The organism is Enterobacter sp. BWH64 (genome assembly GCF_001037645.1).
GTDB lineage: Bacteria > Pseudomonadota > Gammaproteobacteria > Enterobacterales > Enterobacteriaceae > Enterobacter > Enterobacter hormaechei_C.
Genome location: NZ_KQ089922.1, coordinates 1,843,398 through 1,867,221 on the forward strand (window position 1 = coordinate 1,843,398; position 23,824 = coordinate 1,867,221).

Consider the following 23,824-nt stretch of genomic DNA (forward strand, 5'->3'; position numbering starts at 1 on the left):
CGTAGGCCCGGTAAGCGCCAGTGCCACCGGGCTTCTTTTTTAACTATGTTTATTCTTCAGTTCAAACCGTGGTGAGACCAGACCGTACAGCGTCCAGCCCATGAATGTCACCATCGCCCCATACAGCATCGCCTCCTGACCGGACGAGTAGAGCGCATAGAAGCTGTAAATCGCCCCAATCAGCGCCACGATATTGGCCGCCCGGGCTTTGCGCGGATCCACCTTCGCCACCTTCTGAATAATCACCAGCGCCGCCATCGACAGAATGTACGGAATGATGTTCGTCACCACCGCCAGGTTGACCAGCACGTTAAACTGGCTGTTCAGTGACGGGCTGATGGTCATCAGCGACAAACCGCTCTGGAAAACCACAATCGCCAGCATACCCTGCACCGGTGCATCCGCTTTGGTGACGCGGGAGAAGATTTTCGGGAAATAACCTTCGTCAGCGGAAGATTTGAATACCTGGGCGATGGTGAACTGCCAGCCCAGCAGCGAGCCGCAGCAGGACATCACCATCAGTCCCATGATCACTTTCCCTACCTCCGGCGTAAACATCTGCGCAAACGCCAGTCCGAACGGCGCCGTGGAGTTAGCCAGATCCATGTTGGGCACAATTCCCGCAATCACGTTGGTTGAGACGATATAGATCACCGCCGCCCCCAGCGTCCCGCCGAGTACCGCGATCGGCACATTTTTCTCCGGGTTTTCCACCACTTCCGCATTCGCACAGGCCGACTCCAGCCCGAGGAAGGCCCACAGCGTCATGGCGATGGACGATCCCACGGCGGTGAAGAACGGTACGTGATGCGGATTCCAGGAATTGGCGTACAGCGTCGGGCTGAACCAGAACCAGCCGATGATGCACAGGCCGACAACCGGGATGATGACGCCCCAGACGGTGATGCTGCTGAGCTGTCCGGTGATGCGCGCGCCGCCAAAGTTAGCGACGGTGCAGATCCAGAGCACGCCGATGGTCGCCAGCCCAATTTGCACCGGGGTCAGCGTCGCGCCAAACAGCTCTGTGCCGTAACCGACAGCGGAAATGGCAATCGCCACATTGGCGATCAGCAGCGACACGCCATAGGTATAGTTCGCCATAAAGTTACCGGACTTACCAAACGCATATTCGGCATAGCCGCCCATGCCGCCGGACTTGCGGCTGAACATACCGCACTTGGCAAACGCCCACGCCAGCGCCATCGAACCCACGGCGGTAACAAGCCAGGAGATAATCGAAATCGTCCCCACTTCAGCGAGCTTGGTGGGGAGCATGATGATCCCCGAACCCATCATATTCACCATGGTGAGAATAGTGAGTTGCACCACGCCCATCTTGTTGGCCTTACTCATAATTTTTCTCCTTTCAGCAGCGATGGCTGAGCGGCAGGTTGTTTGATGACGTAGCAGCGCACCTGTTTGCGACCGTCACACTCCTCGACGTAAACCCCCTGTAACTCCGGCGCAAAACCCGGCAGCAGATTGATCCCGTCTTCCAGCGCGGCGAAATAGCGCAGCACGGAACCGCCCCAGACTTCTCCCGGCACCACGCACAACACCCCCGGTGGGTAAGGCAGCGCGCCTTCCGCGGCGATACGTCCTTCCGCGTCGCGCAGGGACACCAGCTCGACCTCACCGCGCAGATAGGCATAGTTCGCCTCCTGCGGGTTCATCATGACGCGTGGGAAGTGAGACTTGCGGAACATCTCTTTTTGCAGTTGCTTCACGTTATGGCGGGCGTAGAGGTCATGCATCTCCTGACAAATCTGACGCAGGGTATAATCCGCATAACGTTCCGGATGTTGCTTATAAAGAGAGGGCAGAACCTCTTTCAGCGGCACATCGCTCTGGAGCAGTTTTTCGAAGCGCACCAGCTGGGCGACGAGCTGCTGCAATTTGCCCATGTCCTCCGCCGGGGTGAGCAGGAACAGAATGGAATTGAGGTCGCATTTTTCCGGCACGATGCCGTTTTCACGCAGGAAGTTGGCGAGGATGGTCGCGGGCACGCCGAAATCATCGTACTCACCGGTGCGGGCGTTGATGCCCGGCGTAGTCAGCAGCAGTTTGCAGGGATCGATAAAATACTGATGCTCGGCGTATCCCTCAAAGGCGTGCCAGCGTTCGCCCGGAACGAAATGGAAGAAGCGCAGATCGGTCGCAATCTCTGCCGTATCCCAGCTTTCCCATGGACGGCCATCCACCGTCTCCGGCACGAACGGACGAATAAAATGACAGTTCTGAAGGATCAGTTTCCGCGCTTCGATACCCGTCACCACGCAGTCCATCCACATGTTGCGCCCACTTTGCCCCTCGTGCATGCGGGCGTTGATATCCAGGGCGGCAAACAGCGGATAAAACGGGCTGGTGGAGGCGTGCATCATAAAGGCGTTGTTGAGGCGTTTATGCGGGACATAGCGCGGCTGGCCTTTTATGTGGCTGTCCTTCTTATGGATTTGCGAGGTTTGCGAGAAGCCCGCCTGCTGCTTATGCACCGACTGGGTCACCAGAATGCCCGGATCGTTTTCGTTCAGCTCCAGCAGCAGCGGCGAGCAGTCGGCCATCATCGGGATAAACTGCTCGTAACCCACCCAGGCGGAGTCAAACAGAATGTAATCGCACAGGTGACCAATCTTATCCACCACCTGACGGGCGTTATAAATGGTACCGTCGTAGGTGCCCAGCTGGATCACCGCCAGACGGAACGGACGTTCATCCCGCGCACGGCCAGGCGCGACCTCTGACACCAGCTCCCGCAGGTAGCTCTCGTCGAAACAGTGTGCGTCGATACCGCCGATAAACCCGTACGGGTTGCGCGCCGTTTCCAGATACACCGGCGTCGCGCCCGCCTGTAACAGCGCCCCGTGGTGATTAGATTTATGGTTATTGCGATCGAACAGCACCAGATCGCCTGGCGTGAGCAGGGCATTGAGCACCACCTTGTTGGAAGAGGAGGTGCCGTTCAGCACGAAGTAGGTTTTATCCGCATTAAAGACTTTTGCCGCATGCTGCTGGGCGATGCATGGCGCGCCTTCGTGGATCAGCAGATCGCCCATTGCCACGTCGGCATTGCACAGATCGGCGCGGAAAAGCGTTTCGCCAAAGAAATCGACAAACTGGTTTCCGGCCGGATGGCGGCGGAAGAACTGGCCTCCCTGATGTCCGGGGCAGTCAAACGCGCTGTTCCCCTGCTGGACGTAATCGACCAGCGCGCGGAAGAACGGCGGGCGGAGCTGGGTTTCGTACTTCTGCGCAGCCGCTTCAAGCTGGCGTCCGTAGTACGCATTGCTGGTGTCGGAGTACTCAAAAACGCCGTGAATACGCGACAGAAATTCAGCCGGAACCCTTTCTTCTTTATGCGTGGCAATAAACACCGGGATGCCGAATCCCGTGGCTTCTATTTCTTCTATGGCGCCATTGAAAATATCGCTGACGGCCAGAACCACGGCTGCCACATCAATATAATCTGATGCGGTGATATCCACGATGTCGCGCGAAGTGGTAAAGCATTCAGGGCAGGCACGGCTGACGGCAATTTTTAACGTTTTCATCTTTATCTCTTTATTTCAGGCAATATGGGGCCCTCGACTTCTTGCGGTAAAGAAATCGATTATTTCCGGAAAAAAAAAGCAAAGCGTGTCCGCTGATACGAAATCAGTTAATTGCTTTTTTGCTGAGTAGAATTCAGTCCGCCCGGTTGCGGAGAATCTGAATCACAAGGAATGAGCGCAGGTGTTCACAGGCAACAGCCTGTAAAATAGCGTTTTTCAGGATAACCTGTAAGCAGATGCGCCAGAAGTCGAAGGACTACCGGGCGTTAAAGAGATGAAAGTCAAAACAGTTACGGTGGGCAAACATCATGATATGTGTTGTCCGCCTTATATGGGGCATTAAACGATTATTGTTTTCCATGTTCAGTTTCCTTTCAGTAATTGAAAGCATGGTCATTTTATCCAGGAAAAAGGGATTAACTGTGAAACAGATCACCAATAACCGATCATTTCAGAAATAATTAGTCGTTTTGAGTGAATAACGCAGATCAAAATGCTGTTTTGTTGGTTCGGTGTTAAATTGATGTTTTAATTGTGTTTAAAGAGGGCGGATATAGCTATGAAAATAAACTCATCGTTATTTTCATGGCTATATTAAGGCTGGTATGTTTTTTATTTAAAATTAAAGTGAATACTTATTCAGATCATAAACCGATATCCGATACCGGTTTCTGTTAATAAATGACGAGGACGCGCGGGATCGGCTTCAAGTTTCTGGCGAAGGTGTCCCATATAAATGCGTAAATAGTGACTATGCTCGACAGCATTCGGTCCCCAGACCTGGCTTAACAGCTGTCGCTGCGTTAACACTTTTCCGTGGTTATTGAGCAGCACGGCCAGCAGACGAAATTCGATAGGCGTAAGGTGGATCTCTTCTTCCCCTCGCACGATGCGGCGGGCGGCAAGATCGACGCGGATATCGCCAAAGGCGTACACCGGATCGGAAGAGGACGTGGCACTGTGTCGACGCAGCGCCACACGAAGCCGGGCCTGTAACTCGCCAATGCCAAACGGTTTGATCAGATAATCATCCGCTCCGGCATCCAGCGCGGCGATTTTATCCGTCTCTTCGGTGCGGGCAGAGAGCACCAGAATGGGCATCTGGCTCCACTGACGCACCTCACGAATAAAATCGATGCCGTCGCCATCCGGAAGTCCCAGATCCAGGATCACCAGATCTGGCTTGCGGGTGGCGGCTTCAATTAACCCCCGTTGAAGCGTACCGGCTTCATGCACGCGCAAGCCGTCGCCTTCCAGCGCGGTACGCAGAAATCGGCTGATAGCGAGCTCATCTTCAACAATCAGAACGTTAATCACAAATCCTCTGGTAATTCATCAAGTTCTGGTGGGGTTTCAAGAGGAAGTGTAACACAAAAGCGTGCCCCACCTTCCGGGCGGTTCTCTGCGGAAATGGTGCCACCATGCACGTCGACAATCGCCTGGCAGATCGCCAGACCCAGCCCAACGCCCGGAATGGCGGATTCCTTATTACCGCGCGCAAATTTTTCGAATATGGCGCGCTCCTGACCGGCCGGAATACCCGGCCCGTTATCCCAGACGTCGAGCCGCAGCACACGTTTATCCACCCTGGCAGCAATCCCCAGCCGGGCCTTTGTCCCGGCGTATTTAGCCGCGTTTTCCAGCAGATTAATCAGCACGCGCTCAAACAGCGGGCCATCCACATGGATTAACGTCAGGGGTTCCGGCATGTCCAGCTCAATATGGCGCCCGCCGAGACCCGGCTCCAGCATCTTCAGCGCACTGCCGACAACCTCCTCAAGGGTGAGCCACTCTTTTTTGAGGTTAAACCCGCCGGACTGAATGCGCGCCATGTCCAGCAGGTTGTTCACCAGGCGCGTGGTATTCAGCACGTGCTGGCGAATTTCGCTGGCCTGCATCGCGTGCTTTGATCCTTCCGCCGCCAGATCCAGCGTCAGAATTTCGGACTGGCCAAACAGCACGGTAAGCGGGGTGCGCAAATCGTGAGACAGCGCTGCCAGCAGCGAATTGCGAATACTTTCGCGCTCGCTTGCCAGCCGCGCCTGCTCTTCGCTGGCGGTGAGCGCCAGCCGTTCAAGGGCGCTGGCGACCAGCAGGGTGAAGGTTTCCAGCAGGCGCTGCTGCTCTGGGATCATCAGCTGACGCAGGTTAGACGGCTCGACGATGACCAGCCCGTGATTTTTATCCGCGCTGCGCAGCGGCAGGATCTGGTAAGGCACGCCGGGCAGCGTGTCGGTGCCGGCGCCGGCAGGTAACCCCTTATCGAAACTCCAGCGGGCAATCGCTTCATCCCAGGGCGTCATCCCCGAAGGGGAGGTCAGCGGGCGAAGGCGCCCTTGTTCGTCGGGGAGCAAAATCAGGTTACTGGCATGAAAGGTCGAACGAATAAACTGCTCGCTGGTCTGCACGATATCCCGCTGCGTGCGGCCAACCGCCAGCGATTTTGACATTTCATACAGATGGCGCGTGCGCTGCTCGCGATAGCGGGCAATGCGTGCCTGGTAGCGTACGCCTGCCGTCAGATTCCCGATCACCAGCCCGACGGTAAGCATCACGGCAAAGGTCAGAATGTACTGCACGTCCGAGACAGCAAGCGTCCCGCGCGGAGCGATAAAAAAAAGGTCGAAGCTGATGACGTTGATCACCGTTGCCAGCACCGACGGCCAGCGGCCATAAAAGAGCGCGACCACAACGACGCCGAGCAGATAAATCATGACCAGATTGGCGGCGTCGAAGGCGATGAGCCACTGGCTGGCAATCACCGTAATCAGGGCGCAAAGGACCACGGCCACCAGGCAACCCCGGATCTGAATGCGCCATTTATCGCCAAAGGTGCGAGCATCCGGCGTACGGTTGGGCAGAGGGGCGGGCTTGTCATCCAGCGCGACGATGACTAAATCAAGATCCGGCGCGCGGCGGGCCAGCCTGTCGGCAAAAGATTCGCGGCTAAACCAGCGGCGATGCTGTCGACGCCCAATGACAATCTTGCCCAGGTTGTGCTCGCGCGCGTAGCGCAGAATGGCTTTATCTTCCTGCGGTTCGGAAAGGGTGGCGGTTTCGGCACCCAGCTCCTGCGCCAGCCGCAGCGCGCTCAAAATGGCGCGACGCTGATTTTCTGGCAGACCATGCAGCTGCGGCGTTTCGACGTAGACCGCGTGCCAGACGCTGCCAAATTTCGCTGCCAGCCGGGCGGCGGTGCGAACCAGTTTTTCGTTGCCGCTGCCGTGACCAATGCATAACAGAATGGCGTCCCGCGTGTGCCAGACGCGCTCTTGTCCCTGTAGGTCTCGCCAGGCGCGCATCTGGTCATCAACGCGATCGGCGGTGCGGCGCAGGGCCAGCTCGCGCAGGGCAATCAGGTTTCCTTTGCGGAAAAAATGTTCGATGGCGCGTTCGGCCTGGCCGGCAATATACACTTTGCCTTCGTGCAGGCGCTGGCGTAGATCGTCCGGCGGCAGGTCAACCAGTACGACTTCATCGGCAGAATCAAAAAACGGATCGGGGACGGTTTCCCGCACCTGGATACCGGTTACGCCGCTCACTACGTCGTTCAGGCTTTCCAGATGCTGAACATTCACCGTGGTGAAGACGTCAATGCCTGCCTCAAGCAGCTCCTCAACATCCTGCCAGCGCTTCGGATGGCGGGAGCCTGGCGCATTGCTGTGCGCCAGTTCGTCCATCAGGATCAGGGCAGGGCGGCGGGCGAGGGCGGCATCAAGATCAAACTCCGTGACCAGCCGCCCGCGATGGCTGATACGCTGGGGCGGCTGCGTCGCCAGCCCCGTCAGCAGCGCAGCCGTCTCTTTGCGACCGTGGGTTTCCACCACGCCGATGAGAATATCAAGCCCCTGCGCCCGAAGCCGCTGGGCTTCCGTCAGCATGGCGAAGGTTTTCCCGACGCCCGCGCAGGCGCCGAAGAAAATTTTCAGCTTGCCGCGGTGGGCTTCAGCCGTCTGTTCAAGCAGCCTGTCCGGATCCGGGCGCATGGGCTCGTCGGTCATTTAGTTTTTCCTTAGCGCGTCCAGCGCCAGATTCAGCTCAACAATATTCACTACCGGCATGCCGATAAAGCTGACCAGCGGCTTTTGCGTATGTTCTGCAACCAGCTGGCTCACCTGCTCGACGGTCAGCTGACGGGCGGCTGCCACGCGTGGGATCTGCCACACCACCGCATCCGGCGTCAGGCTGTAATCCAGCCCGCTCGCGGAAGCGGTGATCAGCTCAACCGGCACCTCACGGCTGGCCTGCGGATTCGCGGCGCGCAGGGCGGCAACGCGTTCAGCAACGGCTTTGTCCAGGTCAGGATTACTGCCAGCCAGATTGCTGCCGCCGGAGGCCATTGGATTATACGGGCTTTCCGCAGTGGCGGAAGGGCGTCCCTGGAAGTAGCGCGGGTCCGTAAAGTTCTGCCCAATCAGACGCGAGCCGCGGTTTTCACCGTTCTGGATAATCAGCGAGCCGTTGGCCTGATCTTTAAACCACCACTGGCCCAGCGCGGTAGTCATCAGCGGGTAAAGCCCGCCGGTAATCAGAGACAGCAGAATAAACAACAGTATAGCGGGACGTAACATCGTCATTGGATCCACCTTTTAAACCAGCCCGAACAGCGTTAACAGCATGTCGATAACCTTGATCCCAATAAAGGGCACCACCAGCCCACCCAGACCGTAAATCCACAGGTTACGGCGCAGCATGGCGGCGGCCGTCAGCGGCTTATAGCTCACCCCTTTCAGCGCCAGCGGAATAAGAAAGACAATAATCAGCGCGTTGAAGATCACCGCGCTCAAAATGGCCGAGGCCGGAGAGTGCAGGTGCATCACGTTCAGGGCATTCAGCTGCGGGTAGGTTGCCGCAAAAGCCGCCGGAATGATGGCGAAATACTTCGCCACGTCGTTGGCGATACTGAACGTGGTCAGCGAGCCGCGCGTCATCAGCATCTGCTTCCCGATATGTACCACTTCGATCAGCTTGGTCGGGTTCGAGTCGAGATCCACCATGTTGCCCGCCTCTTTTGCCGCCTGGGTACCGGAGTTCATCGCCACCGCCACGTCGGCCTGCGCCAGCGCTGGGGCGTCGTTGGTGCCGTCGCCGGTCATCGCCACCAGACGGCCTTCCGCCTGATACTGGCGAATGAGTGCCAGCTTCGCTTCCGGCGTCGCTTCGGAAAGGAAATCATCCACGCCCGCTTCGGCGGCAATGGCCGCCGCAGTCAGACGGTTATCCCCGGTGATCATCACTGTTTTAATGCCCATCTTACGCATCTGGGCGAAACGCTCTTTAATACCGCCTTTAACGATATCCTTCAGGGCGATAACCCCCAGAACGCTTGCACCTTCCGCCACCACCAGCGGGGTTGCTCCCTGACGCGCCACGCTTTCCACCAGGTTGTCGACTTCCGGGGGGAAGTGTCCATTATTGGCTTCAATATGACGGCGAATGGCATCAACGGACCCTTTACGGATCATCCGGTCCTGAATGTTAATTCCGCTCATTCGGGTTTGCGCTGTGAAGGGCACGAACGTGGCGTGCAGGCTCTGAACGTCGCGCTGGCGCAGGTTAAAGCGCTGCTTGGCGAGGATCACGATACTGCGGCCTTCCGGCGTTTCATCGGCCAGCGAGGAAAGCTGCGCCGCGTCAGCCAGCGTTTTTTCATCCACGCCGGGAGCAGGTAGAAAGTCAGAGGCCTGACGATTGCCCAGGGTGATGGTCCCGGTTTTATCCAGCAGCAGCACGTCTACGTCACCCGCCGCTTCAACGGCGCGTCCGCTGGTGGCGATGACGTTCGCGCCCAGCATCCGGCTCATCCCCGCCACGCCAATCGCGGAAAGCAGGCCGCCGATAGTGGTGGGGATCAGACAGACGAGCAGGGCGATCAGTACGGTGATGCTAACCGCTGTACCGCCGTAGGCGGAGAAAGGCCACAGGGTCGCCGTTGCCAGCAGGAAAACAATGGTGAGCGCCACCAGCAGAATGGTCAGGGCGATCTCGTTCGGCGTTTTACGACGCTGTGCGCCTTCCACCATGGCGATCATCCGGTCGAGAAAGGTTTCGCCCGGGTTAACGCTGCACTGGATCACCAGCCAGTCGGAAAGAATGCGCGTTCCGCCGGTAACTGAGGCGAAATCTCCGCCCGACTCACGGATCACCGGTGCGGATTCCCCGGTAATGGCGCTTTCGTCTACCGACGCGCCGCCCTCAATAACCTCACCGTCGCAGGGGATGATGTCGCCAGCTTCCACCAGCACCACGTCACCTTTGCGCAGTTCATCCGCCGGAACGTGGTCCATCTGCGCGCCGTATTTAGGTTCGCGTAATTTACGCGCAAAGGCGGTCTTTTTTACCCCTTTCAGGCTGTTGGCCTGTGCCTTACTGCGGCCTTCCGCTAACGCTTCGGCGAAGTTGGCGAACAGCACGGTAAACCACAGCCACAGGCTGATGGCGGCGGTAAAGGTTGCATTCCCTGAAAGGTGTCCCGTTCCCATGGCAATCGCCAGTGCGGTGGTGAGTAAACTTCCAGTCCAGACAATAAACATCACCGGGTTGTGCCACTGCACGCGCGGGCTCAGTTTTTTTACCGCATCCATGAGGGCCTGACGAACTAACGTCGGTTCGAGCAGGGCCAGTTGTTTACGACTCATGACAAATTCTCCGCAAAATCAGCGTAAAGAGAGATATTCCGCAACCGGGCCTAACGCGAGGGCGGGGATAAAGGTCAGGGCACCCACCAGCAAAACGGTGCCAATCAGCAGGCCGACGAACAGCGCGCCGTGAGTCGGTAACGTACCGGTGGTGGTCGGCTGGATCTTCTTATTCACCAGTGTTCCAGCGATCGCCATGACGGGAATAATCACGCCGAAACGTCCGATGAACATGCAGAACGCCAGCAAACAGTTCCAGAACGGCGAGTTGGCGCTTAATCCTGCAAAGGCGCTGCCGTTGTTGTTGGCGGCAGACGAAACGGCGTAAAGCACTTCGCTAAAGCCGTGAATGCCCGGGTTAAAGATGCCGTTGCGCCCGGCGTCGGTCATCAGCGCCAGCGCGGTACCGAGCAGCACAAGGGTGGGGGTGACCAGAATTGCCAGCGCGGTTAATTTCATTTCGCGGACGTCGATTTTTTTGCCGAGATACTCCGGCGTGCGACCGATCATTAGCCCGGCGATAAACACGGCGAGCAGAACGAACAACAGCATGCCGTACAGCCCCGAACCGACCCCACCGAAAACTACCTCGCCAATCTGCATCAGCCACATCGGGATCATGCCGCCGAGCGCGGTAAAAGAGTCGTGCATGGCGTTCACTGCCCCGCAGGAGGCCGCCGTGGTGACCACCGCATAGAGGCTGCTGGCAAGAATGCCGAAGCGGCTCTCTTTGCCTTCCAGGTTGATATTGCTGTTAGCCCCCAGCTGCATGAAGTGGCTGTTGCCGTTCCATTCGGCCCACATCACCAGTGCTACGCATACCACGAAGATCAACGACATCGCCCACAGCAGCGTACGTCCCTGGCGGCGATCGTTAACCACATCGCCAAAGGCGAAGCAGAGCGCGGCGGGGATCAGGAAGATCGCCAGCATCTGTACAAAATTGGTTAATGCCGTTGGGTTTTCAAACGGATGCGATGAGTTGGCGTTGAAGAAGCCGCCGCCGTTGGTGCCCAGCATCTTGATCGCTTCCTGCGACGCCACCGGCCCCATAGGAAGGAGTTCCCTGGCCCCTTCAAGCGAGGTGTAAGGGGTATAAGGCAGCAGGTTTTGCAGAGTGCCTTGCTGAATAAAGAACAGGGCAATAATCAGCGCAACAGGCACCAGGATCCAAAGGGTGATGCGCGTGACATCAACCCAGGCGTTGCCGAGGGTGCTGACATTCTGACGGGCAAACGCGCGCGTCAGGGCGAAGATCACCGCGATACCGCTGGCCGCAGAAAGAAAGTTTTGCACGGTTAACCCGGCCATCTGGCTGAAGTAGCTGAGCGTGGTTTCACCAGCGTAAGACTGCCAGTTAGTGTTGGTGACAAAGCTGACCGCCGTGTTCAGCGCCAGATGCCAGGATAAACCCGGTAACTGCTGCGGGTTCAACGGCAGACTGCCCTGGAGCATCAGCAGCGTAAAGAGGGCAATAAGCCCCAGGATATTCAGAAGCAGTATCGCCATCAGGTACTGGCGCCAGTTCATTTCCCGATCGCTGATACCTGAAATGCGCCAGAGCACGTTTTCAATATTTCGCGTGCCCGGCAATGGCACGTTGTTTATCAGACGCGCCAGCGCTGTTCCCAGCGGCCTGGCGAGCACAAACAGCACCAGTAAAAAGCTGGCAATAAGCAAAAACGCCTGAGCAGCCATCAGAATGCCTCCGCATTAATCAGGGCATAAATCAGATAACCCAATAACAGGAACACCAGCACGATGCCGGCAATCAGACCTGCACTCACAATCCACCTCCGGGTGACTTTTGTTGTTGTACAAACGGTAGGATTTATGGCGCAAAGATTTCGCAAAAATCAGAAGGGCAGGTGTAAAAAAAGTATAAAAAGGGAAAGACCACAATTTAACTATTGGTAAGTAAATCGTTAACTTTTTTGTAACTTAATTACAGGCGGGAATGTAAATATTCACGAAATGAATGAAAATAAGTGGTCGGATGAGTAGTAAAATTACAAACAAAGCGGTATTATTTTAACCAGGTCACAGATTTCACATTTTCCGGAGACGGTTTCCGGCCAACTACAGGGGAGAAAATTATGGATCTTTATAAAGAGTTTCCGGCTCATATCATTTTCATGCGTCGCACTTTCGCCGTAGTGGCTGGCGTGTTGGCCCTGCCGGTGATGCTGTTCTGGAAAGATCGCGCACGTTTCTACAGTTACCTGCACCGCGTCTGGGCGAAAACCAGCGAGAAGCCGGTGTGGATGGATCAGGCCGAGAAAGCGACCTGCGATTTCTACTGATACGGTGTGACATCGTAGCCATAAAAAAACCGCCTACAGCAATGTGGCGGTTTTTTTGTCCCTCGGGATTCGCGGTCCGTTGGGTGGTTTTCAAGCTCTCACACAGAGGCTTACAAGCATACTTCTGCTGGTTTAATAAGCAAACGCTTCACTCCTAAATAAATTCTTAAAAACAGGTTCAATGGATTACGTTTTGCTCACGTGATGCCTACTATGCAGCGTCCCTTTCCGCCATCTCGCAAATGGGCACCGGTCCCGGGAAAGGTGTTACCACAACCGTGAGTCAGGCTCCACACAGAGCTTGTGTCCACCGATTTATCACCGGTGGTGATAGGTGGAGCGGTTAGCAGCAGGGACCGCATAGTGAAACGCTATTTATGCATCGCGTTCATTGTCGCCAGCGTACTTGTTGTAAAGAGTGATAAACCGGATGTGTTTATTGCCTTTACCCTGATAGCGCAGGACAAGTAGCGTTAAGGCCGCCTCGGGCGGCCTTTTTTATTTCATCCCGTCTACACTTCATGGCAAAGTAGTTCAATGCGTGCCTTTTTCCTTTTACGGCATGCCCTTACGGACATAATGGACAATTGCCAGGAGTTTTATGCCCACCCATCTGGTTTGGTTTCGCGCGGATTTACGCATTCACGACAACTTCGCTCTCGCGGCGGCCTGCCGCGCGAAAGACGCGAATGTGCTGGCCCTGTTTATCGCCACGCCTGAACAGTGGCGGCAGCATGACATGGCGCCCCGGCAAGCGGCACTACTCAGCGCGTATCTGAATGACCTGCAACATTCACTGGCCGAAAAAGGCATTCCGCTGATCTATAAAGAGGCCCATGATTTTGCCGCGCAGCGCCAGACGGTGCAGGCAATCTGCCAGCAGCACGCAGTAACACATCTTTATTACAACTATCAGTATGAATTCAACGAGCAACAGCGGGATCGTCAGCTGGAGAAAACCCTTGCGGGCGTGGTCTGTGAAGGCTTTGATGACAGCGTGATGCTCGCGCCGGGCAGCGTAATGACCGGCAGTCACGAGATGTATAAAGTTTTCACGCCGTTTAAAAATGCCTTTATCAAACGCCTGAAAGAGGGGCTGCCTGAGTGCGTTACCGCCCCGGCCGTGAGAGGGGAAACGATAACGGATCTGCCTGAGATCAGGCTGAATTATCCTCAGCAGTCGTTCGATGAAACAGTATTCCCCGCCAGCGAGAAAGCGGCTATCGCCCGGTTGCGTCAGTTCTGCACGCAGGGGGCGGCGGAGTACGAGGCGCGTCGGGATTTTCCAGCGACTGAAGGCACCAGCCGCTTGTCGGCCTGTTTAGCGCTGGGCGCGCTCTCTCCGCGCCAGTGTTTACATCGCCTGCTGGCGGAACAGCCTCAGGCCTTAGACGGGGGTGCGGGCGCAGTGTGGCTGAACGAACTGATCTGGCGTGAGTTTTATCGCCATCTGATGACGTATCATCCTGATTTGTGTAAACATCGGCCCTTTATTCGCTGGACCGAACAGGTACAGTGGCAGTCGAATGAGAAGCTGCTTAAAGCATGGCAGCGTGGGCTCACCGGCTTCCCGATTGTTGATGCGGCTATGCGGCAGCTCAATGAAACCGGGTGGATGCATAACCGTCTGCGTATGATTACCGCCAGCTTCCTGGTGAAGGATCTGCTTATCGACTGGCGAACCGGAGAGCGTTATTTTATCTCTCAGCTGATCGATGGCGATCTGGCGGCGAATAACGGCGGCTGGCAGTGGGCGGCCTCCACCGGAACGGATGCGGCTCCCTATTTTCGGATCTTCAATCCGACCACGCAGGGACAACGATTTGACGCCGACGGCGAGTTTATCCGTCGCTGGCTGCCGGAGCTTAAGGATGTCCCGGCCAAAGCCATTCATGAACCCTGGGTATGGGCGGATAAACAGCGTGTTACCCTGAACTATCCCCGTCCCATTGTCGACCATAAACAGGCGCGCGTCGCCACGCTGGCGGCGTACGAAGCCGCCCGAAAAGTTTGAGAGAATGATGATGAAAAACAGTGAACTGGAACGCCTGATTAACGAAAAACTCAACACGGCTTCGTTTAGCGACTACGGCCCGAATGGCTTGCAGGTGGAGGGGCGCGAGACGGTGCAAAAAATCATCACCGGCGTGACGGCAAGCCAGGCGCTGCTGGATGAGGCGGTGCGTCAGGAAGCCGATGCGGTGATTGTCCACCACGGTTATTTCTGGAAAAACGAATCACCAATTATTCGCGGCATGAAGCGCAACCGACTCAAAACGCTGCTGGCGAATGACATCAATCTGTACGGCTATCACCTGCCGCTCGATGCGCATCCTGAACTGGGAAATAACGTTCAGCTTGCGCAGCTGCTGGGGATTACCGTGATGGGTGAAATTGAACCTCTGGTGCCGTGGGGCGAACTGTCGATGCCGGTTCCGGGTCTGGAGCTGGCTTCGTGGATCGAAGCGCGCCTGGGGCGTCGTCCGCTGTGGTGCGGCGACACCGGGCCGGATACCGTGAAGCGCGTGGCATGGTGCACCGGCGGCGGCCAGGGCTTTATTGACAGCGCGGCGCGTTTTGGTGTCGACGCCTTCATTACCGGCGAAGTCTCCGAGCAGACCATTCACTCAGCCCGTGAACAAGGCCTGCATTTTTACGCGGCGGGCCATCACGCCACCGAGCGTGGCGGCATCCGCGCCCTCAGCGAGTGGCTGACGGAAAATACCGATCTGGATGTGACGTTTATTGATATCCCTAATCCGGCCTGATGAGAGGTAGTTAAGTGCAGCGAGCGCGTTGTTATCTTCTGGGTGAAACCGCGGTAGTTCTGGAGCTTGAGCCTCCGGTGACGCTTGCCACGCAAAAGCGTATCTGGCGTCTGGCTCAGCGACTGCCCGAGCTACCCGGCGTGGTTGAAGCTATTCCGGGTATGAATAATATCACCGTGGTGCTGCGTGATCCGCACACGGGGGCGCTGGATGCCATTGAGCGTCTGCAACGCTGGTGGGAGGAGAGCGAGGCGCTGGAGCCGGAATCGCGGACGATTGAGATCCCGGTTGTCTATGGCGGCAAGGGAGGTCCCGACCTTGGCGTGGTGGCCGAACACTGTGGATTAACGGAGAAGCAGGTTGTGGAGCTGCATAGCTCAGTCGACTATGTTGTCTGGTTTTTGGGATTTCAGCCGGGTTTCCCCTATCTGGGCGGGTTATCGCCCCAGCTGCATACGCCGCGCCGGGCTGAGCCGCGCCTGAGCGTACCGGCGGGCAGCGTGGCGATTGGTGGCGAGCAAACGGGAATTTATCCGCTCGCCTCACCGGGAGGCTGGCAGCTGATTGGGCACACGTCCACGCCGTTATTTGAACCAGGCCAGGACGCGCCCATACTTCTGCGTCCGGGGGATACCCTGCGCTTTATCCCGCAGAAGGAGGGGGTATGTTAACGCTTATTCGCGCAGGGCTTTACACCTCGGTACAGGATGCCGGGCGTTTTGGGCTGCGTCAGTCGGGCGTGAGCTACTGCGGTGCGCTCGATCGCCCTTCGCTGGAGATTGCCAACCTGCTGGTAGGTAACGCAGGCAGCACGGCGGCGTTAGAAATTACGCTGGGTCAGTGCGTGATTGAGTTTGGTCAGGAAACCTGGTTTGCCTTAACCGGCGCGGGCTGTGACGCGACGCTGGACGGCAAAGCGGTGTGGACCGGCTGGCGCCTGCGGGCGAAGGCCGGGCAGCGTCTGACGCTCAAGCGTCCTCTGCACGGCGTGCGCAGCTATCTTGCGGTGGCGGGGGGGATCGACGTGCCGGAGGTGTTGGGCTCATCCAGCACCGACCAGAAAGCGGGAATGGGCGGCCATGAAGGACGGCTGCTGCGTGACGGCGATCGTCTGCGGATAAAGACCTCAACGCGCCATTTCACCACCACGCAGGGCGTGAAACAGCTGCTGTGGGGGAACGTGATCCGCGCCTTACCAGGACCGGAATACCATGAGTTTGATGAAGCCGCGAAAGAGTCTTTCTGGCGCTCGCCGTGGAAGATCAGCCCGCAGAGTAACCGCATGGGTTACCGGCTTCAGGGGCAGCCGCTGACCCGCACGACTGACCGGGAGCTGCTTTCCCATGGTCTGTTGCCCGGGGTGATTCAGGTGCCGGGCAACGGGCAGCCCATCGTACTGATGAACGATGCGCAAACCACGGGGGGATATCCGCGTATTGCCTGCATTATCGAAGCGGATCGCTACCATCTGGCGCAAATTCCTCTCGGTCAGCCCATTCATTTTGTGCAGTGTTCGCTGGAGGAGGCGCTGAAAGCCCGGCAGGATCAGCAGCGTTATCTCGAACAGCTGGCGTGGAGGCTCGATGGTAAAGATTGATTTAAACGCCGATCTGGGGGAGGGCAGCAACGCCGATGCGGCGCTGATGACGCTGGTCTCCTCGGTGAATATCGCCTGCGGGTTTCATGCCGGCGATGCGCAGACCATGCTGGCGAGCGTGCGCAATGCCATGAAAAACGGCGTGGCAATTGGCGCTCACCCCAGCTTTCCGGACCGGGAAAACTTTGGTCGCACAGCGATGGATCTGCCGCCTGAGACGGTTTACGCGCAAATGCTCTACCAGATCGGCGCGCTGGAGGCGATAGTGCGCGCTGAGAATGGCGTGTTGCGCCACGTCAAGCCGCACGGCATGCTCTATAACCAGGCGGCGAAAGATCCGGTGTTGGCGGATGCCATTGCCCGCGCGGTGCGGGACTGTAATCCACAACTGATTCTGGTAGGCCTGGCGGGCAGCGAGCTTATTCGTGCCGGAGAGCGGCTGGGGCTGACTACGCGGCAGGAAGTGTTTGCCGATCGGGGATACCTGCCGGACGGTAGCCTGGTTCCGCGTACGCAGGCCGGTGCGCTGATCACCGACGAAGGTAAAGCACTGGCGCAGACGCTGGAGATGGTGCGCTTCGGGCGAGTAACCTCAACGGAGGGGACAACGGCAAACGTTCAGGCTGATACGGTGTGCTTACACGGTGACGGCGAGCATGCGCTCCAGTTTGCGCGACGCCTGCGGGCGGCGTTCTCGGAAGAGGGCATTGTTGTCAGCGCAGAATCATCATGAAAGGACAATAACATGCCAGAAGGTCCGGAGATCCGCCGCGCGGCGGATAGCCTGGAGGCGGCGATAAAGGGCAAACCTCTGACACACGTCTGGTTTGCCTTTCCTCAACTCAAGCCGTTTGAATCGCAGCTGGTGGGGCAGACGGTGACCCACATTGAAACGCGCGGCAAGGCGTTACTCACCCACTTTTCCCATAACCTGACGTTATACAGCCATAATCAGCTTTACGGTGTCTGGCGGGTGGTGGAGGCGGACGAGCAGCCGCAAACGACCCGCGTGCTGCGCGTGCGGCTACAAACGGCGGATAAGGCGATCCTGCTCTACAGCGCCTCTGATATCGAAATGTTAACGCCGGAGCAACTGCTGACGCATCCGTTCTTACAGCGGGTCGGGCCGGACGTGCTCGACATGCGTCTGACGGCAAGCGATGTGAAAGCCCGGTTGTTATCCCCCACATTCCGCAACCGGCAGTTTTCCGGGCTGTTGCTCGATCAGGCATTTCTGGCGGGGCTGGGAAACTACCTGCGGGTGGAGATCCTCTGGGAAGTGGGGCTGGCGCCGCAGCGCAAAGCGTCGCAGCTGAGCGATGAACAGCTGGAGGCGCTGTCGCACGCGTTACTGGATATTCCACGTCTGTCGTACAACACGCGCGGCGTGGTGGATGAGAACAAGCATCACGGGGCGCTGTTCCGCTTCAGGGTGTTTCATCGGGCGGGTAAAAAGTGCGAGCGGTGTGGCGGGGTGATTGAGAAGGCGACCATCTCTTCCAGACCGTTTTACTGGTGCCCTGGGTGCCAGATGTAAAAAAGCCGGGTGGTGGCTACGCCTTACCCGGCCTACATCTCGCACTTGTAGGCCCGGCAAGCGAAGCGCCGCCGGGCGTGTTTTTTAGCGCTTAATGTCAGACTTAAAATCACGCTGCTCGTAGCCGGTATACAGCTGACGAGGACGCGCGATTTTCATGCCTTCGCTGTGCATTTCGTTCCAGTGCGCAATCCAGCCCACGGTACGCGCCATGGCGAAGATTACGGTGAACATGGAAGACGGAATGCCCATCGCTTTCAGAATAATGCCAGAGTAGAAATCGACGTTCGGGTAGAGTTTCTTCTCGATGAAGTACGGGTCGTTCAGCGCGATGTGTTCCAGCTCCATCGCTACTTCCAGCAGATCATCTTTGGTGCCCAGCTCTTTCAGCACTTCGTGGCAGGTCTCACGCATGACGGTCGCGCGCGGGTCGTAGTTTTTGTAAACACGGTGACCGAAGCCCATCAGACGGAAGGAGTCATTCTTGTCTTTCGCGCGGCGCACGAACTCAGGAATGTGCTCAACGGAGCTGATCTCTTCCAGCATCTTCAGCGCCGCTTCGTTCGCGCCGCCGTGCGCCGGTCCCCACAGGGAGGCGATGCCCGCAGCGATACAGGCGAACGGGTTCGCGCCGGAAGAGCCCGCGGTACGGACGGTAGAGGTCGAGGCGTTTTGTTCGTGGTCAGCGTGCAGGATCAGAATACGGTCCATCGCGCGTTCCAGCACCGGGTTCACTTCGTACTCTTCGCACGGCGTGGAGAACATCATACGCAGGAAGTTACCCGCGTAGGAGAGGTCGTTGCGTGGGTACACAAACGGCTGACCGATAGAGTATTTGTAACACATCGCCGCCATGGTAGGCATTTTAGACAGCAGACGGAACGCCGCGATATCACGGTGACGTGGGTTATTCACGTCCAGAGAATCGTGGTAGAACGCCGCCAGCGCACCGGTAATACCGCACATGACCGCCATCGGATGAGAGTCACGACGGAACGCATGGAACAGACGGGTAATCTGCTCATGGATCATGGTGTGACGGGTCACGGTGGTTTTAAATTCATCGTACTGGGCCTGCGTCGGTTTTTCGCCGTTCAGCAGGATGTAGCACACTTCCAGATAGTTGGATTCGGTGGCTAACTGATCGATGGGGAAGCCGCGATGGAGCAGGATACCTTCGTCACCGTCAATGTAGGTGATTTTGGATTCGCAAGATGCGGTGGAGGTGAATCCAGGGTCAAAGGTGAATACCCCTTTGGAACCCAGCGTACGGATATCAATAACATCCTGACCGAGCGTGCCTTTTAGCACATCCAGTTCAATAGCATCATCACCATTTAGGGTGAGTTTTGCCTTTGTATCAGCCATTTACGGTCTCCTTAGCGCCTTATGCTTAAGACTGCGCTTTACCGGATTTGCTTTCAGCTGTTAATCATCGTTACCAGATTGTTATTTGGCTTACCGCTCAGCTCACGAGGAGAAACCAGGGTACAGAGCTATGGCGCCTTGCAGGTAAACGAATGAAATATCAGTGAAACAACAGCAAATCAGCGTTTTTGCAGTCCGAATTATTCAAACCTGTATATCACTAATAACTGTCCTGATAACTTCGGTCAATACCATCACACTGTTACATAACTATTTGTCAGGTGAAAGTGAGACCTCATAACTTTTGCGCATTATATGCCTTTTCTGCTGACGTTTGTAACAATATTGTTTAACATTTGTCAAATCAGATGATTAAAAATTAAAAAGATGTTGTTATCGTGACCCCGATCACTGTTCCAGAGAAAACCCAACAAACTGTATGTAGGTTAATTGTAATGATTTTGTGAACGGCCTATACTGCCGCCAGGTCTCCGGAACACCCTGCAATCCCGAGCCACCCAGCGTTGTAACGTGTCGTTTTAGCATTTGGAAGCAATGTTTTGCATGACGCGCAGTTATAGAAAAGGAACGCTGTCTGACCCGCATCGCAGTCCGGAGGAAGGAAACAATAAGAACAGCATGTGGGCGTTATTCATGATAAGAAATGTGAAAAAACAAAGACCTGTCAATCTGGATCTGAAAACGATCCGATTCCCTGTAACAGCAATAGCGTCCATTCTGCACCGTGTTTCTGGTGTGATTACGTTTGTGGCGGTCGGTATCTTGCTGTGGTTACTGGGAACCAGCCTCTCATCCCCTGAAGGATTCCTCCAGGCCTCAGCCATCATGAACAGCTTCTTCGTGAAATTTATCATGTGGGGCATTCTGACCGCGCTGGCCTATCACGTGGTTGGCGGCGTTCGCCATATGCTGATGGACTTTGGCTACCTGGAAGAGACGTTCGAGGCCGGTAAACGTACCGCTAACATTTCATTTGTGATCACTGTCGTGCTTTCACTTCTCGCAGGAGTTCTCGTATGGTAAGCAACGCCTCCGCATTAGGACGCAACGGCGTACATGACTTCATCCTGGTCCGTGCTACCGCCATCGTTCTCACCCTTTACATCATCTATATGATCGGTTTCTTCGCGACCAGCGGCACGCTGACGTGGGAAATCTGGAGTGGTTTCTTCGGATCGGCCTTCACCAAAGTGTTCACCCTGCTGGCCCTGTTCTCCATCCTTATTCATGCCTGGATTGGCATGTGGCAGGTGCTGACCGATTACGTTAAACCGCTGGCGATTCGCCTTCCGCTGCAACTGATTATTGTTGTTGCTCTGCTGGTTTACGTCATTTATGGATTTGTTGTGGTGTGGGGTGTGTAATGAAACTGCCAGTCAGAGAATTTGATGCTGTTGTGATTGGTGCGGGTGGCGCAGGTATGCGCGCCGCACTGCAAATTTCCCAGAGCGGCCAGACCTGTGCGCTGCTCTCTAAAGTATTCCCGACCCGTTCCCACACTGTGTCTGCGCAGGGCGGTATCACCGTTGCGCTGGGTAATTCCCATGAAGATAACTGGGAATGGCACATGTACGATACGGTAAAAGGTTCCGATTACATCGGTGACCAGGATGCCATCGAATATATGTGTAAAACTGGCCCGGAAGCGATTCTGGAGCTGGACCACATGGGTCTGCCGTTCTCCCGTCTGGAAAATGGCACCATCTATCAGCGTCCGTTTGGCGGCCAGTCGAAAAACTTCGGCGGCGAGCAGGCGGCACGTACCGCAGCGGCGGCTGACCGTACCGGCCACGCGCTGCTGCACACGCTGTATCAGCAGAACCTGAAAAACCACACCACAATTTTCTCCGAGTGGTATGCGCTGGATCTGGTGAAAAACGCCGATGGCGCCGTGGTGGGATGTACCGCCCTGTGCATCGAAACCGGTGAGGTGGTCTACTTCAAAGCCCGCGCAACCGTTCTGGCGACCGGCGGCGCAGGCCGTATCTATCAGTCCACTACCAACGCCCATATCAACACAGGTGACGGCGTTGGGATGGCGATCCGCGCTGGCGTGCCGGTGCAGGACATGGAGATGTGGCAGTTCCACCCAACCGGTATCGCCGGTGCGGGCGTACTGGTGACAGAAGGCTGCCGTGGTGAAGGCGGCTATCTGCTGAACAAACATGGCGAGCGCTTCATGGAGCGTTATGCGCCAAACGCGAAAGACCTGGCGGGCCGTGACGTGGTGGCGCGTTCCATCATGATCGAAATCCGTGAAGGCCGCGGCTGTGACGGCCCTTGGGGTCCACACGCGAAGCTGAAACTCGACCATCTGGGTAAAGAAGTGCTGGAATCCCGTCTGCCGGGCATTCTGGAGCTGTCCCGCACCTTCGCGCACGTCGACCCGGTGAAAGAGCCAATTCCGGTTATCCCAACCTGTCACTACATGATGGGCGGTATTCCGACCAAAGTGACCGGTCAGGCGCTGACCGTGAACGAGCAGGGCGAAGACGTGGTCATCCCTGGCCTGTTCGCGGTAGGCGAAATTGCCTGCGTATCCGTGCACGGCGCAAACCGTCTGGGCGGCAACTCCCTGCTGGACCTGGTGGTATTTGGTCGTGCGGTGGGGCTGCATCTCCAGGAATCTATTGCCGAGCAGGGCGCGCTGCGTGATGCGACCGATGACGAAATAGATGCCTCTCTTGAGCGCCTCAATCGCTGGAACGGTAATCGTAACGGCGAAGATCCGGTGGAGATCCGTAAGGCGTTGCAGGAGTGTATGCAGCACAACTTCTCGGTATTCCGTGAAGGTGACGCGATGGCCAAAGGGCTTGAGCAGCTGAAAGCGATCCGTGAGCGTCTGAAGAATGCCCGTCTGGACGATACCTCAAGCGAGTTCAACACCCAGCGCGTTGAGTGCCTGGAGCTGGATAACCTGATGGAAACCGCGTTCGCCACTGCGATGTCGGCAAACTTCCGTACCGAAAGCCGTGGCGCCCATAGCCGCTTCGACTTCCCGGATCGTGATGACGAAAACTGGCTGTGCCATTCCCTGTATCTGCCAGAGTCGGAAACCATGACGCGTCGTAGCGTTAACATGGAACCGAAACTGCGTCCGGCGTTCCCGCCGAAGATTCGTACCTACTAATGCGGAGACAGGATAATGAAACTCGAATTCTCAGTTTATCGTTATAACCCGGATGTAGACGATGCTCCGCGTATGCAGGATTACACCCTCGAAGCGGAAGAAGGTCGTGACATGATGCTGCTGGATGCCTTAATCCAGCTGAAAGAGAAAGATCCTACGCTGTCGTTCCGCCGCTCCTGCCGTGAAGGGGTGTGTGGCTCTGACGGTGTAAACATGAACGGCAAAAACGGTCTGGCCTGTATTACGCCAATTTCAGCGCTACAGCGTTCTGGCCAGAAAATTGTGATCCGTCCTTTGCCTGGCCTGCCGGTCGTGCGTGATTTGGTGGTGGACATGGGGCAATTCTATGCACAATATGAGAAGATTAAGCCTTACTTATTGAATAATGGGCAAAATCCACCCGCTCGCGAGCACTTACAGTCTCCTGAGCAGCGTGAAAAACTCGATGGGTTGTACGAGTGTATTCTCTGTGCATGCTGTTCAACGTCATGCCCGTCATTCTGGTGGAACCCGGATAAATTTATCGGCCCTGCGGGTCTGCTGGCTGCCTATCGCTTCCTGATCGACAGCCGCGATACCGAAACCGAGAATCGTCTGGAAGGGCTAAGTGACGCTTTCAGCGTATTCCGCTGCCATAGCATCATGAACTGCGTCAGTGTGTGTCCTAAGGGGCTGAACCCGACGCGCGCCATCGGCCATATTAAGTCGATGTTGTTGCAGCGCAGTGCGTAAGTAACAACGCCGGATGGCGCTGCGCTTATCCGGCCTACGTAACAGTAGGCCCGGTAAGCGTAGCGTCACCGGGCAAATTGCAGAAACCTTTAAAAACTGCCCTGAAGTTTAGACAGTTTCTAAAGGTTCCTTCGCGGGCCAAATGAAAAGAGCTCGCAGGTGAACCCCGGCACGTACACGTG

At 56.5% G+C, this 23,824-nt stretch carries 21 protein-coding genes; 11 read left to right on the forward strand and 10 right to left on the reverse strand.

The genetic code is table 11. From position 1 onward, the window contains the following. Positions 1 to 39: 39 nt before the first annotated feature. From potE to kdpF, 9 genes are all read right to left on the reverse strand, one after another. Positions 40 to 1,353, reverse strand: coding sequence for a putrescine-ornithine antiporter (gene potE, locus SK50_RS08755; protein WP_017694147.1), 1,314 nt, complete (start codon positions 1,351 to 1,353; stop codon positions 40 to 42). Beyond that, the gene (gene speF, locus SK50_RS08760) at positions 1,350 to 3,548 is read right to left on the reverse strand and encodes an ornithine decarboxylase SpeF (RefSeq protein ID WP_045337943.1); all 2,199 of its coding nucleotides are present in this window, start codon (positions 3,546 to 3,548) and stop codon (positions 1,350 to 1,352) included. The genes potE and speF overlap by 4 nt, the downstream gene beginning before the upstream one ends. Positions 3,549 to 3,804: 256 nt before the next feature. Continuing rightward, the gene (speFL, locus tag SK50_RS23125; RefSeq protein WP_003858645.1) at positions 3,805 to 3,909 is read right to left on the reverse strand and encodes a leader peptide SpeFL; all 105 of its coding nucleotides are present in this window, start codon (positions 3,907 to 3,909) and stop codon (positions 3,805 to 3,807) included. A gap of 278 nt (positions 3,910 to 4,187) precedes the next feature. Further along, positions 4,188 to 4,865 (reverse strand): two-component system response regulator KdpE, encoded by a 678-nt coding sequence (gene kdpE / locus SK50_RS08765; protein WP_032670340.1) that lies wholly within the window; start codon positions 4,863 to 4,865, stop codon positions 4,188 to 4,190. After that, complete coding sequence (gene kdpD / locus SK50_RS08770) at positions 4,862 to 7,549, reverse strand: two-component system sensor histidine kinase KdpD (RefSeq protein ID WP_015571120.1); 2,688 nt, start codon at positions 7,547 to 7,549, stop codon at positions 4,862 to 4,864. The genes kdpE and kdpD overlap by 4 nt, the downstream gene beginning before the upstream one ends. Beyond that, positions 7,550 to 8,125 (reverse strand): potassium-transporting ATPase subunit KdpC, encoded by a 576-nt coding sequence (gene kdpC / locus SK50_RS08775; protein ID WP_015571119.1) that lies wholly within the window; start codon positions 8,123 to 8,125, stop codon positions 7,550 to 7,552. A 12-nt stretch (positions 8,126 to 8,137) separates the two neighbouring features. Further along, positions 8,138 to 10,186 carry a potassium-transporting ATPase subunit KdpB gene (kdpB, locus tag SK50_RS08780; protein ID WP_032652983.1) on the reverse strand — a complete coding sequence of 683 codons (2,049 nt, stop codon included), beginning with the start codon at positions 10,184 to 10,186 and terminating at the stop codon, positions 8,138 to 8,140. Positions 10,187 to 10,204: 18 nt separating this feature from the next. Continuing rightward, on the reverse strand, positions 10,205 to 11,884 hold the full coding sequence (gene kdpA / locus SK50_RS08785; RefSeq protein WP_023296127.1) for a potassium-transporting ATPase subunit KdpA: 1,680 nt from the start codon (positions 11,882 to 11,884) through the stop codon (positions 10,205 to 10,207). Beyond that, positions 11,884 to 11,973 carry a K(+)-transporting ATPase subunit F gene (gene kdpF / locus SK50_RS23670; protein WP_003858638.1) on the reverse strand — a complete coding sequence of 30 codons (90 nt, stop codon included), beginning with the start codon at positions 11,971 to 11,973 and terminating at the stop codon, positions 11,884 to 11,886. Before kdpF ends, kdpA begins: the two co-directional genes overlap by 1 nt. A gap of 309 nt (positions 11,974 to 12,282) precedes the next feature. Between kdpF and SK50_RS08795 the strand changes: the two genes are divergently transcribed. The 7 genes from SK50_RS08795 to nei all read left to right on the forward strand — a co-directional run bounded on the left by SK50_RS08795 (position 12,283) and on the right by nei (position 18,391). Then, a complete protein-coding gene (locus SK50_RS08795; RefSeq protein ID WP_003858637.1) occupies positions 12,283 to 12,489 on the forward strand; it encodes a YbfA family protein in 207 nt (68 codons plus the stop codon). 601 nt (positions 12,490 to 13,090) lie between these two features. After that, on the forward strand, positions 13,091 to 14,503 hold the full coding sequence (gene phrB / locus SK50_RS08800) for a deoxyribodipyrimidine photo-lyase (RefSeq protein ID WP_017694142.1): 1,413 nt from the start codon (positions 13,091 to 13,093) through the stop codon (positions 14,501 to 14,503). Positions 14,504 to 14,513: 10 nt separating this feature from the next. Then, the gene (locus SK50_RS08805) at positions 14,514 to 15,257 is read left to right on the forward strand and encodes a type 2 GTP cyclohydrolase I (RefSeq protein ID WP_003858635.1); all 744 of its coding nucleotides are present in this window, start codon (positions 14,514 to 14,516) and stop codon (positions 15,255 to 15,257) included. A gap of 14 nt (positions 15,258 to 15,271) precedes the next feature. Next, entirely contained in the window at positions 15,272 to 15,928 is a 657-nt protein-coding gene (pxpB, locus tag SK50_RS08810) for a 5-oxoprolinase subunit PxpB (RefSeq protein ID WP_003858633.1), read from the forward strand. Continuing rightward, positions 15,922 to 16,854, forward strand: coding sequence for a 5-oxoprolinase subunit PxpC (pxpC, locus tag SK50_RS08815; protein WP_015571116.1), 933 nt, complete (start codon positions 15,922 to 15,924; stop codon positions 16,852 to 16,854). The genes pxpB and pxpC overlap by 7 nt, the downstream gene beginning before the upstream one ends. Then, on the forward strand, positions 16,841 to 17,587 hold the full coding sequence (gene pxpA, locus SK50_RS08820) for a 5-oxoprolinase subunit PxpA (RefSeq protein WP_045344523.1): 747 nt from the start codon (positions 16,841 to 16,843) through the stop codon (positions 17,585 to 17,587). Before pxpC ends, pxpA begins: the two co-directional genes overlap by 14 nt. A 12-nt stretch (positions 17,588 to 17,599) precedes the next feature. Beyond that, positions 17,600 to 18,391 carry an endonuclease VIII gene (gene nei / locus SK50_RS08825; RefSeq protein ID WP_045344522.1) on the forward strand — a complete coding sequence of 264 codons (792 nt, stop codon included), beginning with the start codon at positions 17,600 to 17,602 and terminating at the stop codon, positions 18,389 to 18,391. An 84-nt stretch (positions 18,392 to 18,475) separates the two neighbouring features. Here the strand turns inward: nei and SK50_RS08830 are convergent, their stop codons facing one another. Further along, on the reverse strand, positions 18,476 to 19,759 hold the full coding sequence (locus SK50_RS08830; RefSeq protein WP_006809584.1) for a citrate synthase: 1,284 nt from the start codon (positions 19,757 to 19,759) through the stop codon (positions 18,476 to 18,478). A 639-nt stretch (positions 19,760 to 20,398) separates the two neighbouring features. On the opposite strand from SK50_RS08830, the gene sdhC reads away from it, so the two are divergent. Genes sdhC through SK50_RS08850 form a run of 4 tightly spaced genes read left to right on the forward strand, consistent with a single transcriptional unit; the run spans position 20,399 to position 23,642 of the window. Then, positions 20,399 to 20,803: a succinate dehydrogenase cytochrome b556 subunit gene (gene sdhC, locus SK50_RS08835; RefSeq protein WP_026080740.1), complete on the forward strand. Its 405-nt coding sequence runs from the start codon at positions 20,399 to 20,401 to the stop codon at positions 20,801 to 20,803. Beyond that, entirely contained in the window at positions 20,797 to 21,144 is a 348-nt protein-coding gene (gene sdhD, locus SK50_RS08840) for a succinate dehydrogenase membrane anchor subunit (RefSeq protein WP_003858621.1), read from the forward strand. The genes sdhC and sdhD overlap by 7 nt, the downstream gene beginning before the upstream one ends. Then, a complete protein-coding gene (sdhA, locus tag SK50_RS08845) occupies positions 21,144 to 22,910 on the forward strand; it encodes a succinate dehydrogenase flavoprotein subunit (RefSeq protein WP_003858619.1) in 1,767 nt (588 codons plus the stop codon). Before sdhD ends, sdhA begins: the two co-directional genes overlap by 1 nt. Positions 22,911 to 22,925: 15 nt before the next feature. Continuing rightward, positions 22,926 to 23,642: a succinate dehydrogenase iron-sulfur subunit gene (locus SK50_RS08850; RefSeq protein ID WP_023303307.1), complete on the forward strand. Its 717-nt coding sequence runs from the start codon at positions 22,926 to 22,928 to the stop codon at positions 23,640 to 23,642. Positions 23,643 to 23,824 lie beyond the last annotated feature (182 nt).